The 14,808-nt window shown below is 40.8% G+C and carries 11 protein-coding genes; 8 read left to right on the forward strand and 3 right to left on the reverse strand.

Annotated elements, in window-relative coordinates:
* Positions 1-4: 4 nt before the first annotated feature.
* Positions 5-1,225, reverse strand: coding sequence for an OmpP1/FadL family transporter (locus LC454_RS09350; protein ID WP_223581732.1), 1,221 nt, complete (start codon positions 1,223-1,225; stop codon positions 5-7).
* A gap of 147 nt (positions 1,226-1,372) precedes the next feature.
* Between LC454_RS09350 and tpx the strand changes: the two genes are divergently transcribed.
* Positions 1,373-1,873, forward strand: coding sequence for a thiol peroxidase (tpx, locus tag LC454_RS09355; protein WP_120260246.1), 501 nt, complete (start codon positions 1,373-1,375; stop codon positions 1,871-1,873).
* A gap of 121 nt (positions 1,874-1,994) precedes the next feature.
* Here the strand turns inward: tpx and LC454_RS09360 are convergent, their stop codons facing one another.
* Positions 1,995-3,167, reverse strand: a complete 1,173-nt coding sequence (locus tag LC454_RS09360) for a trans-sulfuration enzyme family protein (protein WP_120260245.1) — start codon at positions 3,165-3,167, stop codon at positions 1,995-1,997.
* A gap of 64 nt (positions 3,168-3,231) precedes the next feature.
* On the opposite strand from LC454_RS09360, the gene LC454_RS09365 reads away from it, so the two are divergent.
* Positions 3,232-3,735 carry a hypothetical protein gene (locus LC454_RS09365; RefSeq protein ID WP_223581734.1) on the forward strand — a complete coding sequence of 168 codons (504 nt, stop codon included), beginning with the start codon at positions 3,232-3,234 and terminating at the stop codon, positions 3,733-3,735.
* Between the two features lie 396 nt (positions 3,736-4,131).
* Here the strand turns inward: LC454_RS09365 and LC454_RS09370 are convergent, their stop codons facing one another.
* Entirely contained in the window at positions 4,132-4,620 is a 489-nt protein-coding gene (locus LC454_RS09370) for an META domain-containing protein (protein WP_223581736.1), read from the reverse strand.
* A gap of 417 nt (positions 4,621-5,037) precedes the next feature.
* Between LC454_RS09370 and LC454_RS09375 the strand changes: the two genes are divergently transcribed.
* The 6 genes from LC454_RS09375 (at position 5,038) to LC454_RS09400 (ending at position 14,758) form a co-directional block, all read left to right on the forward strand.
* Positions 5,038-6,921, forward strand: a complete 1,884-nt coding sequence (locus tag LC454_RS09375; RefSeq protein ID WP_223581738.1) for an alpha-L-fucosidase — start codon at positions 5,038-5,040, stop codon at positions 6,919-6,921.
* A complete protein-coding gene (locus tag LC454_RS09380; protein WP_223581740.1) occupies positions 6,911-9,250 on the forward strand; it encodes a glycosyl hydrolase family 95 catalytic domain-containing protein in 2,340 nt (779 codons plus the stop codon). Before LC454_RS09375 ends, LC454_RS09380 begins: the two co-directional genes overlap by 11 nt.
* Positions 9,251-9,329: 79 nt before the next feature.
* Positions 9,330-10,436: a hypothetical protein gene (locus tag LC454_RS09385; RefSeq protein WP_223581742.1), complete on the forward strand. Its 1,107-nt coding sequence runs from the start codon at positions 9,330-9,332 to the stop codon at positions 10,434-10,436.
* A 65-nt stretch (positions 10,437-10,501) separates the two neighbouring features.
* Positions 10,502-11,362, forward strand: a complete 861-nt coding sequence (locus LC454_RS09390; protein ID WP_223581744.1) for a helix-turn-helix domain-containing protein — start codon at positions 10,502-10,504, stop codon at positions 11,360-11,362.
* Between the two features lie 158 nt (positions 11,363-11,520).
* The gene (locus tag LC454_RS09395) at positions 11,521-13,239 is read left to right on the forward strand and encodes a M64 family metallopeptidase (protein ID WP_223581752.1); all 1,719 of its coding nucleotides are present in this window, start codon (positions 11,521-11,523) and stop codon (positions 13,237-13,239) included.
* Positions 13,240-13,315: 76 nt separating this feature from the next.
* A complete protein-coding gene (locus LC454_RS09400; protein WP_223581754.1) occupies positions 13,316-14,758 on the forward strand; it encodes a hypothetical protein in 1,443 nt (480 codons plus the stop codon).
* Positions 14,759-14,808: the final 50 nt, after the last annotated feature.

A 14,808-nucleotide genomic window follows, 5' to 3' on the forward strand; every position in this document is an offset into this window, starting at 1 on the left:
TCTATTACCATTTATAGGTGAATGAAATTGAAGGAGCATGAATGTTAGTTTTGTAAGCACCCTCAATTTGTGTAGCTGGGCTTACGACAGTACGCTCTTTCAATTTTTGTAAAACATAAGCTGCGTGCAGGCTGAATTTGTCGTTAATTGCATATGACAATCCCAGTGCACCCATGATACGGTCGTTGTCTGGAGTCTCCGCATAAACATGGTCTTTGTCAACCGGTGTTTTTACATAACCTACTCCGGCACGTACAGCCAAATGCTCGCAGGCTTTATAATTCACCCCAATTTTCCCGGAAAATGCATTCTTATAATTTTTTATCTGCTCAGTATCTTGTAGCAGCGGTGTATTGTCTGCATAATCAAATACTAACTTTTTATAAATATTATATTGGATAAAAGTTCCATCAGCAACAACATCTACTTTGTCACTAACCGGGACCGAAATGCCTAGGTTGAGTGATGCCGGTAAAGGGAGCTCTGCACTGAATTTGGTATCAGGAAACGAGGCCGCAACAGCATCAGGTACTGTAAAATCAGCATCCCCTTTTTTCAGTTTGGTAACGACTTTCGATCGGTAAGATAGGGAGATCGCGACGTTGTTGTCAAAATTGTAATGTGCACCAACGTTGTAACCTATACCAGTACCAGTACCGGTTAATTTAGCGCTTGCAGAAGATCCGTCAGGTAAAAACAAAGGTAATGACCGCGCTAGATCGACCATACCGATGTTGTACACAAATCCGGCACCTACACTTAAGTTATCGGTAAGTTTATAACTAATGGTAGGCTGTATGTAAATCGCGCGCAACTTGAGGTGGTTGAGCTCGTATTTTCCAGGCCAACTGTCTCCCCAATCCACTGCTCCACCGTAAGGTGTGTAAACACCTAGACCAGCTTTCCAACGTGCATTGTCTGGGCCAAATGTAGCAAAGACAGAAAATGGTGGGGTAACTTGCGAACGTGTGTTGTAGACTTGATTGCTTCCTGATTCTTTGAAGGCTGATCGATACATTACCGTAGATATCCCTGCAGATACCGCATTGTGGTCCATTTTTGCTAAACCTCCCGGATTGTAGAATATACTTGTTTCGTCTGTGAATAGTGCAGATCCAGCACCAGCCATACCTAATGCTCGTACGCCCTGCGTGTTCACTTGAGACCCTTGTGCAAAGAGCAGTGATGGTGATGCACAAAGTATTGAGAATAATAATTTCTTCATACTAGTGTTTATTGTTGGTTAACATTCCTCTTTAAAATACAATGCTAACATAATAAATGTTTGGCTAATATTAATAAATGTTGTGTAATATTTTTTTTGCTCGTACCTTTAAGAGCAAGGAAACTAAAAATTAAACGAACATATTTTATGGCTACAATCACTTTTAAGGGCAATCCAGTGAACACAAAAGGCAATTTACCACAAGTTGGTGAGCAAGCGCCTGATTTTAAATTAACTGCAGGAGATCTTTCAGATAAGTCACTCGCAGACTTCAAAGGAAAAAAAATTGTGTTAAATATTTTTCCTAGTGTGGATACTGGAACTTGTGCAGCATCTGTACGTGCGTTTAACAAAGAAGCATCTCAATTGGACAATACCGTTGTATTATGTATATCGAAAGATTTGCCATTTGCACAAGGTCGTTTTTGCGCAGCCGAAGGCTTGAGCAATGTAGTGACATTATCAGAATATAAAGATGCGAATTTCTCTGATGCTTATCAATTGGCAATCGCCGATGGACCATTAGCAGGTCTATTGAGCCGTGTTGTGATTACCTTGGACGAGAATGGTAAAGTCTTGTATGAAGAGCAAGTTGCCGAAATCGCTGACGAACCAAACTATGCTGCAGCGATTGCTTCGTTGAACTAGGAAATCATGAGTAGTATGAGGATAAAGAAGGCAGAACTATTAGCCAAAGGCTTAAACAACCAGCATCTCATATCTCAATAATAAATACTAAAAAAGCGTGCTTAGCACGCTTTTTTAGTATTTATTTTGTCTTCTCTAGGGCTTGTAAGATATCGTTGATAATATCTTCCTGATCCTCTAAGCCAACCGACAATCGAATACTGCCCGGTTGTATACCTAAGTTCAGTCGCTCATCTTCGGACAGCTTGGAGTGTGTGGTGGATGCCGGATGCGTAGCGATTGATCTGGAGTCACCTAAGTTGGATGTATATAAAATCATTTCCAATTGGTCAACAAAAGCTTTTGCACGTTCAAAACCACCCTTGACAACCAGTGTAACAATACCACCGCCTGCTTTCATCTGCTTCTTAGCTAGCTCATATTGTGGATGGCTTGGTAGAAAAGGATATTTTACATCTTCAATCTCCGGATGATTTTCTAACGCTTGTGCCAGTGCGAGTGCATTGGAACAATGGCGATCCATACGGATACCTAGGGTGTCCAGACTTTTGGAAATAATCCAAGCATTAAATGGTGACAATGCAGGGCCTGTGTGACGGATGAAGAACATCAATTTGTCTATCAATTCCTGTTTTCCAACGACAATACCACCCAAAACACGTCCCTGTCCATCCATGTATTTAGTCGCCGAATGGATGACCAAGTCAAATCCATATTGAATTGGTTTCTGAAGATATGGTGTCGCAAAACAGTTGTCGATCGAAAGAATAATATTCGGATATTTTTCTTTGAATTTACCCAACCATTCTAAATCAACTAATTCCAATCCGGGATTGGATGGTGATTCCAAGAATATAATTTTCGTATTTGGCTGTATGGCCTTTTCCCATTCCTCGGGATTAGCCGCGTCTACATAAGTTGTGGTAACACCCCAACGCGGAAAAAGTTCTGTAAATAACTGATGGGTAGAACCAAATATCGCGCGTGAAGAAACGATATGGTCTCCACTTTCGATAATTGCAGCAAAGGATGCAAATACTGCAGCCATACCCGATGCGAAAGATAAGCCCGATTCAGCACCTTCCATAATACAGACCTTGTTGATGAACTCGGAAGTATTCGGGTTTGCATAGCGGGAATAAATCATTGCATCTTCTTCTCCAGCAAAGACCGCCCGACCTTGTTCAGCGCTGTCGAAGATAAAACTTGATGTGAGGTATAAAGGAGTCGAATGTTCGCGAAGTGCTGAACGATCGACCTGTTCACGTATGATTTTAGATTGATCTTTTTTCATGATGTGTAAAGTTACGAGATGAAATTTTAATATGGTATATTTAGCTGCTAAATAACTTGTTTTTATGAAAAAAAACTGGCTATCAGTCTGTACGTTGTCGTTATTAACCTGTTTTTCATGTTCGAAAGATGGAGAAATTAATTTAGGTCAGGGATTGAAAGAAATTCCGGTTTTTTACCTGGAGTCACCGACAAACGCATCGTTTATCCCTGCTGTAAATGAAATGAAGTTGAGTTATGATGGGGGACAGCTGACTCGTATTACTGGTGGATTTGCTTTTATACCTATGGTGGGCGGATTCCGCAAACTTTTCACGGATCAGGTTTATTGGAATGTTGTTGTAAACGACAATCGGGTAACATTGGAAAAAAAGAGCATTGATAAGTCGGTCACATTTTCAGATAAACATGAACTGCGTTATCAGGGAAACAAAATCGTCGAACGAAAAATTTTCGAAAAGGCTAATACGCCCATAATCTATACGTATGAATATAATGGTGACTTGCTGAAAGAAGAGCAAATTTATAAGGACAGTCAGTTTCTTATCCAGAAAAGCATTTTATTATAATACTGCAGGAAATCTGGATAGTCTGGTCGTAAGTCATAACACTTACACCCATAAGTCTGTTGAGATATTTACTTATTATGATAAAAAACCTAATAAAATAAAAGGAGTCATGGTATTGGAAGAGTTGTTGTCAAGAGCATTGTCCCCAAATAATTATCTAAAAAAACAATCATAACCATATCCGGATCTGGCGAGCGGGTGCTAAGAGAAGAGCGAACATGGGGAGCGCAACTTTTTTTAATAAAGGAGAGTTCGCTTAAAAATAAGAAGGTTATAGAACAAATGATACCGAAGCAATCAAGAATTTAATATGCTAAAAGAGCTTGCAAAGGCTAATATAAAAATCAAGAAAATAGGCCCTCGTATTGGGGCCTATTCATTCTATTGAGTATTTCCTTATTTCTTTACAAATTGCATCACCACAATATCGCCAGAAATAAATGTTAACTCATTATCTCTAACATCAAAGTTTGTCGTAGATTTTAAGCCATTCATAAATTCATTGTAAGCTGCATTTTCACAGTGCATCATCGTAGATACCAATTTATCGCCGATTTTAATGGAATTGCCTTTTTCGCTTTCGTAAGTACCGCCGATACCGTTACAGCCGTTGTTACCTTCTACTTTGTGATCTTTGCTTGTGAAAGTCAATGTTGGAACTTTGTCTTTGAACAATTCTTTGAGCGCTTTTCCTGCTGTCTCCGGTGTGGTAATTGATTTAAGTTCCCATGTTCCTTCCAAAGATGCGTTATCCACTACACTTGGTTTTTGGACTGTAGTTGCGGTATCGCCAGCTCCTGTTGCTTCAGATTTTTTTCCTGTTGTGTTACATGCAACAGTTGAAAATGCCAATGCAACTGCTAAAATCATTAAATTCACTTTCATAATAATTTCTAATAATATATAAACATTCCTTTTTCTGCACTACAACTTATAATTATCATGCCAATCTCGTCCCAATAGCATCCAATCACCTATTATAGTACATCTAACTTCTTTATCCTCTAATAATAACAAATTTGTGTTTTTTGTTTGCACTCCAACAGGTAAATAAGTTCGTTTTGGTCGAATCATACTAAAAAAAGAACAGCAACAAAGCCCCAACAAACTATTATATTGTTTCACCGAAATGTTTTAGATCAATCGATTGATTTGATTAAATAAGGCTAATTATCGACTATTAGTATACATTTTTGGATTTTCCCAGCCGATTTCTGTACGCAAATGTTACATAGATAATTTTATAAAACTTCTTATATTAGGACTTTACAACCTAATTTTCTAGTACTTATAATAAAGAATATGTTCACAATCTTGTTATCCTCCATCTTACTTTCCAGCAGTACGGTAGCTAAACCAGATACGTTAAAACCTTATGGAGTTTTGCCAACCGAACGCCAATTAAAATGGCAGGAGATGGAAACCTACTGCTTGATCCATTATACACCCACAACTTTTCAAAATAAAGAATGGGGTTATGGTGATGCACAGCCTGCTTTGTTTAATCCTTCGGCATTTAATGCAAATCAGATTGCCAAAGCAGCAGCGGATGGAGGTTTCAGAGGCCTGATCAGTGTTGCCAAACATCATGATGGATTTTGTTTATGGCCGACCAAAACAACCGCCTACAGTATCGCATCCTCTCCATGGAAAAATGGAAAAGGCGATATGGTAAAGGAATTTATGGAAGCGACACATCGTAATGGAATGAAGTTCGGTGTATATCTATCTGCATGGGACCGTCACGATGAACATTATGGTACACCAGCTTATGCCGATGCCTACAGACAGCAACTGACCGAATTGATGAGCAATTATGGCCCCTTGTTTACCTCTTGGCACGATGGTGCCAATGGAGGTGATGGTTACTACGGTGGACATGAGGGGAAACGGATCATTGACCGAACAACTTATTATGAATGGCATGAGAAAACATGGCCTATTGTACGTAAACTTCAACCTAATGCGGTGATTTTCTCGGATATTGGACCCGATATGCGCTGGGTAGGTAATGAACATGGTTTTGCTGCCGAAACCTCGTGGGCGACATTTACACCAATAGGGCTCAATGGAAAAGTAGCAGTGCCCGGAGCGACCGAATCGCATAATGCCGAATCGGGTGACCGTAATGGAAAATATTGGATTCCCGCAGAATGTGATGTTCCCCAACGTCCAGGATGGTTTTATCATGAGGAACAGAATGGCCGGGTGAAAACACCCAATCAACTGTTTGAAATCTACCTGAAATCGGTCGGTCGAGGTGCCAGTATGAATCTTGGTCTAGCTCCAATGCCTTCAGGTACACTCCATGAAAATGATGTGAAATCCCTAAAGGCTTTTGGTAAAAAGATCAAAGAAACTTTCCGTGCCAATCTAGCAAAAGGCGCCACCATAACGGCCTCAAATACACGTAATGCCGACACTAAAACATATGCCACATCGCTGATTACGGATAATGACCGTTATAGCTATTGGGCGACCGATGATACAAAAACTTCAGCTACACTTGAAATTAAGCTAAAGTCAGCGGCGACGTTCGATCTTATTCAATTGCGCGAAAACATCAAATTGGGACAACGGATTGACAGCGTTGTTGTGGAACAATGGGCTGACAACACCTGGAAGCCACTGGCCAGAGCAACCAGTATTGGTGCGAATCGCTTGATAAAGCTTGAACAACCAACGACAACGACACGCTTACAGCTACATATTTATGCTCCGGTAGCAATTACTTTAAGTGATTTTGGTCTATTCAAGGAGTATAATGAATCTTTTGCCTTCGATACAAAAGAGCTTAAAAAACAAACGGGCTTTAAATTACGGACAGCAGGTATGACCGACAAGGCTTATATAACAGATGGTAATCCAAATACCTTTGCAACTGTGGGCGATCAGGGAGTCTTGGTCATTGAAACAGATGGCGCAACCTCGGGTATTGGTTTCTTACCACGTCAGGATAAAAAGACAAGCGGTATCCCGACGAAATACAGGATCTCAACCAGTGTAGACGGTAAAAAATGGACAAGCGTGAAAGAAGGTGAATTCTCCAATATCAAAGCAAATCCAATTTTGCAGCAGGTATTTTTTGAAACAAGCAATAATATCAAGTTTATCAAATTTGAACCAACGCAATTTATTGAAGGGAATGAGCTGACAATTGCCGAGCTTGAACTTTATGGGAAATAGAATTTTAATACTTTTCGTGGTCTGCATCTGTCAGACCACGCTTTTGTTTGCACAACAAAATCCACTTCGTCTTTGGTATAATAAGCCTGCCAAAATCTGGGAAGAAACACTGCCGTTGGGTAATGGGCTAATTGGTATGATGCCTGATGGAAATCCAACGCAGGAAAAAATTGTACTGAATGAGATCAGTATGTGGTCCGGAAGCCCGGAGGATCCCAATAACTATGACGCGCACAAAAATGTCAACACCATACAGGCTTTGTTGAAGGCGGGTAAAAATGACGAAGCCGAGAAATTGGTCAATGAAACTTTTGTCACCAATGGTAAAGGTTCCGGTTTTGGAAATGGCGCTAATGTTCCTTTTGGCTGTTATCAGTTGCTCGGAGATCTACTTTTGCACTATCAACTGCCATCTTCTTCTATTGAAGACTATACAAGGTCATTGGATCTAGCCACGGCGACAGCACAGACTTCTTTTCGTGCCGGAAACACAAAAATTCAACGTACCTACTACACCTCCTTTGACAAGAATGTCGGTGTTATTCAATTGAATCAGAACAGCGACGCCAGACAGAGCGTTGGTATTTCTTTTGAGCGGAAGGAGAATATAGACCGCTACACCCTGTTGGATGATGGTATTTTGGTCGAAGGGTCGCTACCGGATGGTAAAGGGGACAAGAACCTAAAATTTGTCGGCTTGTTGAAAGTACAAGGTAAACATCTTCAGGTCAACAGAAAAGATCAGGTGCTGGAAGTTTCAGCAGCAGGAAATCTCTCAATCTATCTCACGGCAAGTACATCCTATTATGGACAGGATCCGCTAGCTACAGCAAAGGCGACTATTGCTGCGGTACAGCAGTACGATGCAGCTAAAATGTACCGCAATCATGTGAATTCCTATCAACGGATTTTTAACCGCGTGGAGCTTAACCTTTTTGGGAATAAAGCAAATACGAATATTCCGACCAATGAACGGATTGCAAATTTTTATAAAGACCCAACACAAGATCCGGATTTGGCAACGATTTATTATCAGTATGGTCGTTATTTGAATATTTCAAGTTCAGCGCCGAAAAATACAAATGCACTTCCGCCAAACTTACAGGGCTTATGGGCCAATCAGATCCAAACGCCTTGGAATGGTGATTATCATCTAAATATCAATGCGCAGATGAATCACTGGGGGGTAGAGGTAAACAATCTAAGTGAATATCATCAACCTTTTATCGAGCTGATAAAACGGATCGCAAAAACAGGGGAGCAAACTGCAAAAGCCTATTATAACGCACCTGGATGGGTTGTTTATATGATGACCAATATCTGGGGATATTCAGCGCCAGGTGAACAGGCTTCTTGGGGTGCAAGTACAGCCTCCGGTTGGTTATGTAACCACCTGTGGGAGCATTATCTTTTTACAGGAGACCAAGGGTATCTGAAAGAAATCTATCCGATACTCAAAGGTGCCGCAGAATTCTACAACCATACATTGGTGCAAGATCCAAAAACGGGATGGTGGGTAACTTCACCATCGGTATCACCCGAAAATGCGTTTCGGATGGCTAATGGAAAGATCGCAGCAGTGGTGATGGGCCCCACAATCGACAATCAGATTGTACGCGAGCTGTATCAAGCCGTTATTCAGGCAGATTCTATTTTGGCTGTCAAGGATAGTTTTGTAGCTAGCTTGAAGGGAAAATTAAAAGAGATTCCCCCAGCAGTAGTGGTTAGTAAATCTGGACGTGTGATGGAATGGCTTGAAGATTATCAGGAGGTTGAACCCAAACACCGTCATGTATCCCATCTTTATGGTCTATATCCTGCAGCATTTATTTCTCCCCAAACGACTCCGACTTGGGCCGAAGCTGCACGAAAAACGCTTGCTGTCAGGGGAGATGAAGGGACAGGCTGGTCAAGAGCTTGGAAAATATTGTTTTGGGCAAGATTGCAGGATGGCGATCATGCCTTGGAAATCCTTCGTCAGTTGCTGAAACCGGCTTTTGCCAGTGAAACAACCTATCAGGGTGTAGGCGCCGGCACCTATCCCAACTTATTCTGTGCTCATCCACCGTTTCAGATTGATGGCAACTTTGGCGGCGCTGCAGGTATCGCAGAGATGTTGATCCAAAGCCACAATGGATATATCCATCTGCTACCAGCCCTGCCTAAAGCTTGGTCTAAGGGACAGGTCAAAGGGCTAAAAGCCAGAGGAAATTACACCGTGGATATGAGCTGGGAAAATGGGAAAATTGTGAAGCTTAACATAAAAGGAAAAAAGAGAAATGTTCGCATATTTGAAAATGGAACCTATAAGGACCATAAAGTCCTTTAGCTATTTTTGCTTTCTATTTATTTTTCTGGGAACAACTGCTTGTTCCCAGAAAACAGACAAAGCTAAAAAAGAAGAGCTTTTGAAAACGTTCGCTTATAAAATTACTGGGCAGACAAGTGCTGCGGAGGGGAGCTCAGTGACGCTTATCGATCCGGAAAACAAAATGCAACAGTTTACAAAAACAAGTGTAACGAACGGGCAATTTGTCTTGGAAGGTGAATTGGCAATGACTGGTTTTTATGCAATTCAGATTAGTGGTGGAGAGCCTTACATCCTGTTTTTGGAAGGGGGAAGTGACTATGAACTGAAAGAAAATAAAGGCGGCTTTACCTTGACTACAACCTCCAGTAATGCAACGGAATTTGTTCAGTTTACGCAACGCTATCGCCAACGTGAAAAAGAAGAAAAATTGAAGGAGGAAAATAAGATCGCCAGAATCGGTGGATTAAATGGGCAGCTCTCAGCGATGGCCCTACGCAACGATGGATCTTACGAGAAAACTATTGATGAAATACAACGATTGTCGGCTGGTAAACCTTATAACATTCGCAATTTATATGCTGACTTTATTCTTGATAGTACACATCAATCGTCTTTAGTTCTCCCTTACTTTTTCAAATATGTCTCCATCAATGCGGATAACTTCAAAAAATTTGATACTGCACTACAGCGGTTCGATGCAACCCTGCAAAAACACCCTTATTATAAATTTGCGCGTGAGAAAGTAGACCGGGTGAAAGATTTTTACGAGAATATGCCTGTCTTTCCACCCATCACGCCAATGAATGTCCAACGGGACTCGCTAAAAATCAGTGAATTTTCAAATGCCAAGATGTTGATCGCCGCGTTCTGGAAAGCAGCCAGTAAATACAGTGTTTCTGATGTTACTGAACTACGCAAAAAGGAGGCGCAGTTAAAGGCAATGGGAGTGCGGGTTATTTACTTTTCGTTAGATGCGGATCAAGATGCCTGGATTAAAACCAGCAACTCCCTCGTTCTGGGGCCTCATAGCTATTATTTGAATACAAATGATCGGGCAACAATGGAAAATGACTTTGGTATAGACCGTTCGCCAAGTTATTTATGGATCAATCCACAGACCTTCAAAATCTTGTCACTCACTGGTGAAGATCCGACTTTACCGAAGTTCATTGGTAAGGTTAAGGAGTTTTTGGTTAAAAATTAACGATTATTGTCTTAAAAAATGGTATATTTGAATTAACGGTTTAATATTTGTTATTTCAATAGACGATGAAAGTTGTTCAATTTACAGTTCCGGTGGTTTATCAAGGATCTATTTGCGTGCAAGAGGATATCTTGCCCTCCTTCTATAGCAATTACCATCGGCATAAAGAGATCCAATTGACCTATATCTTAAAAGGGCGGGGGACCTTTATGATCGGCAACTTTACCCATAGTTTTGAAGAGGATGAAATCTATATCGTTGATGCAGATGAACCACATATGTTTAAAACAGGAGAGGATATTAAGGACAGCATTCATGCGATTCATATTTTCTTCGACTACGAGCATTTTAAATCTTTTTTGGATTTCCCTGAATTTGACGATGTCAAATATTTTTTGGAACACATCAATGTCAGTAAGAAACTGGATGCCGAACATGCTATTGCCCTCAAAGATAAATTTGTACAGATCAATACAAGCGCCGGAATAGATCGCTTATTATACTTTGTAAAACTGATCAATTTTTTGAGTAAAAAGGTCGATCAATGGACCTCCCTATATACGGGAATTCCCCAGAAGAAATTTTCGGACGCGGAAGGGTTGCGTATCAACGAAATATTTCAATATACCTTTCAGCATTTTGGTGATAAAATCTCGCTTGAAGATATCGCAGCAGTAGCTCACATGACTCCCCACGCATTTTGTAAGTATTTTAAAAAGCACACCCGCAAGACTTATGTGACCTTCCTGAATGAAATCAGAATTGAACGGGCCTGCAAGATGTTGATTGACGAGTCCTCCGAAAGCGTTTCCAATATTGCATTTAAAACAGGGTTTAACAATGTGGTCAATTTTAATAGGGTATTTAAGAAGATCACAAAACATTCCCCAAGTGAATATGTGCAGGAACATCGGATGCGGGATTAAGCCATCGTTGGTACACTGAAAATATTGTTCGAAAAGAGGTGCGTAGTATGACCTTACAGATCCCGTCAGTGGACAATATCGGAGAAGCACTCGGCAATAAAATGTAACGATTAGGGATACGAAAACCTTAAATTTGGAGTCTAACGATTGTTACTCCGATGAATAAAAATTTAATCTTTGTCCTGTTTGCGTTATTGGGCTATCTGATGCCTGCAACAGCGCAATCTCAAAATTTCAAGATTGATACACTACAATATCAAGGGACAGCTAAAAATATAGTGAACCTGGTTATTTTGGGCGATGGCTATACAAAAGATCAATTAGACGACTATGAAGAAGATTCCAAGCAGTTCACAAATTATTTTTTTTCAATAGAACCTTTCAAACAATACAGCAGTTTCTTTAATGTGTTTGCTATTCGGACGATATCCGAAGAATCCGGTGCTGCGCATGATTGCAAAGCAAGCGATTGTGTACACGGTGACACCGATCTCAGCAAATATCCAAGACGCTACAATAAATTCACTAGAGATCATGCTGTGCCAGTCACGCATCCCAATACTATTTTTGGAAGCAGTTTTGACAATGGTGGACTACACCGCCTTGTAGTGCCTCAAAAAAATGAGCGTATTGAAGAAGTGTTAAAAACACATATCCCCAACTATACACAAGTGGTGGTATTGGTCAATTCACCATTTTATGGTGGATCAGGTGGAAAGTGGGCCACCTCGACGGTCAACTTTAAAAGCAATGACATCGCTGTCCATGAGATCGGGCATTCCTTTGCTCAGCTGGCTGATGAATATTGGGCAGGAAATCAATATGCTATTGAATCTGTCAATCGCTCTCAAACGGCTGCTGCAAATGCTGTTCCCTGGAAACATTGGCTTGGAAAAGATGGTGTAGGGATCTATTCCTATGGCGGGAAGGGATCTCCGTCCAACTGGTTCAGGCCACATGAGTATTGTAAAATGCAATATCTTGTTGCCCCTTTTTGCCCTGTCTGCCAAGAGCAATTTGTGGCTTCAATCAAGCAAAAATCTAGCCCTTTTATTGCTGTAAAACCGGTATTGAATAATGTATTGACCTTAGATAGCGTTCAGAAATTTACTTTACAGCTAGCAAAACCGTCCCCGAATACATTTAAGCTGGTATGGTCCTTAAATAATGAAGCTATCGCCCATGGCATCGATTCGATCTATTTGGATCCGGGAATGTTGCGCATTGGTGCGAACGAATTGAAAGTGATTATTCAAGATACAACAGATCTGCTCCGCAATCCGAAATATGTAAACCATAAGGATTCCATTGTATGGAAATTTAATCAGCTTAAATCCCATGAACTTGCGAAACCCATCAATACCTGGGGTGATACACTCGAAACCTGTTTTGGTGGGGATCAGGTGCTTACGGTTAAAAAGCCTGTCGGTGGACTAGTGTACCGTTGGTTTGAAACTCAAAGTGCTGCACCTGTCGGAACGGGGATTAATATTGTGATCGAAAAGGTCTCTGCGTCCAAAAAATATCATGTAGTCGCATATTGGAAAGACAAGCATTCAGTGCAATCGGAAGTCTTCCTGAAAACACTAGCAAAAGTGGAGAAACCCAAAAATATCCGCGTTAAGATCAACAAAAAGAAAAATAAGGTACAATTGATCATACAAGATAAAGCGGATGCACGCTACAATTACATCTGGTCGGATGCAGATGGTAAACCAATTTACGAATGGGATGAATTCAATGGCGAATATGTACGCCCGACGGGTGGAAATACGATGCTTGTGTTGGAACGAACTACTACCAAGCGAAAAGTCTATGTCCAAAAAGTAGATAAAGAAACAACCTGCAAGAGTGATCGGGCGGAAGTAATTTTTTAGTTACATTGTTGGTGGCTAGTGATTTATAAGTTAATTTTAATCTGCCGGTTAGTTAACTTATAAATCATTCATAATTATGAAAACGAAAACCCTTTCTACTTGGGGGATTTTTTCGTGGCTATCCATCGTGATTTTAGCCGTTGTTCTATCCTGCAAGAAAAATGCAAAACTTCCTGATGAAAGCATTGAGAAAACGCATGAGGTAACCTTCAAAATCAAGGATTTTGAAACGATTGTCACACCCTTGAAAGCACAATCGCCTAGGTTTAAAAGTGCTTCGACCACCGGAAGCACCACCGAAAATCAACTCCTCTACCATTGGAATTTTGATAACGGTAACGCGGACCCGACCCTGGCGCTTGAGGATGCCACTGTCATTGATTACAACAATGGTAAAACCGACTATAGCTATGTCGCCGGTTGGCCGACGTCCGGCAAAGGCATTAGTTTCAAAGGGGCCAAAGAGGTTCTGATCAAGATACCTGGTTCGGGTATCGCTACGTTGACAAATCTTTCTTTTGACGCCAATAGCTCTGGAACTGGACCTCGTGCATTACTGTTGAGTTATTCAACGGATAAAGGTGCAACATTCAAAAATCTCTCGGATACCCTACATTATCCGGCAAATCTCACTACTTCCGCCAAGTTTGTTGTAGAGCAGTCGCTTCGGGCTATTAACCTGGTCGCAGCTCAGGGATGTTGGTTAAAAATTGCCTTATTTTCGGGTAATAGGGAAGGGGCAAGTAACTACAACGAGAGTACAGGGACTTTTAAAATGGACAATATCAAGATTATGGGGACGACAGATCAATCTGTTCTGCCCGATAAGTTGTATTATCATATCTTCGATGTTAATACCAAGCTGCTGGTGAAGGCAGGTACACTCAACGCAAAAGAAAAATTTAATATCGCTCTGCCGATGGGAACGTACTACCTGAGCCTGCTATCCAAAAATTCAGGTCTACCCTTATTGCTTCCGGCATCAGTGACTGATCTTAGGAGTCTTTCGGTGTCTAATGCTTTCAGTGAGCAGTCTGCTGAAATATTTGCGGTACGCGATACTTTTGATGTGAATGAATCTATTGAAAGAGTGTTGACCATGAGCCGTATCTATAGCGAAGTTAAATTTGAATGCACGGATACTGAGGGACTGGATCTTGTCGACAGTATTCAGATCAAGCAGCTGCATAAAGCCTTCCAATATTATCCTTTTGCAACGGGGACAGATGAACTAGCTGATAAGACCATCTTACGTATTATTCCCAATTTCAGCAGCAGTTCGAAAAGTTTTTTATTTAATCAGTTTATGGGAGATTTCCCAGAAAATAAGATGGTCAGCTATGAGTTGTGCATTTTCCGAAAGGGGGAACTGATGCGTACATTTGAATTGGGCAGTGAGATTCGAAGTAATGTACAGCTCTCATTCAAAGGAAAGCTGCTTGATGGCGCGAGCGGAAGTCAGGGTTTTCAGGTGATGAAAAATGAAAAATGGCGTGATAATGTGGTCATAGAATATTGATTAAAAAAGTCAATCCAACGAACCAATTTGAATAAATTCAATACTAAAAA

This window comes from Sphingobacterium sp. GVS05A (assembly GCF_019969845.1).
In the GTDB taxonomy this organism is placed as follows: domain Bacteria; phylum Bacteroidota; class Bacteroidia; order Sphingobacteriales; family Sphingobacteriaceae; genus Sphingobacterium.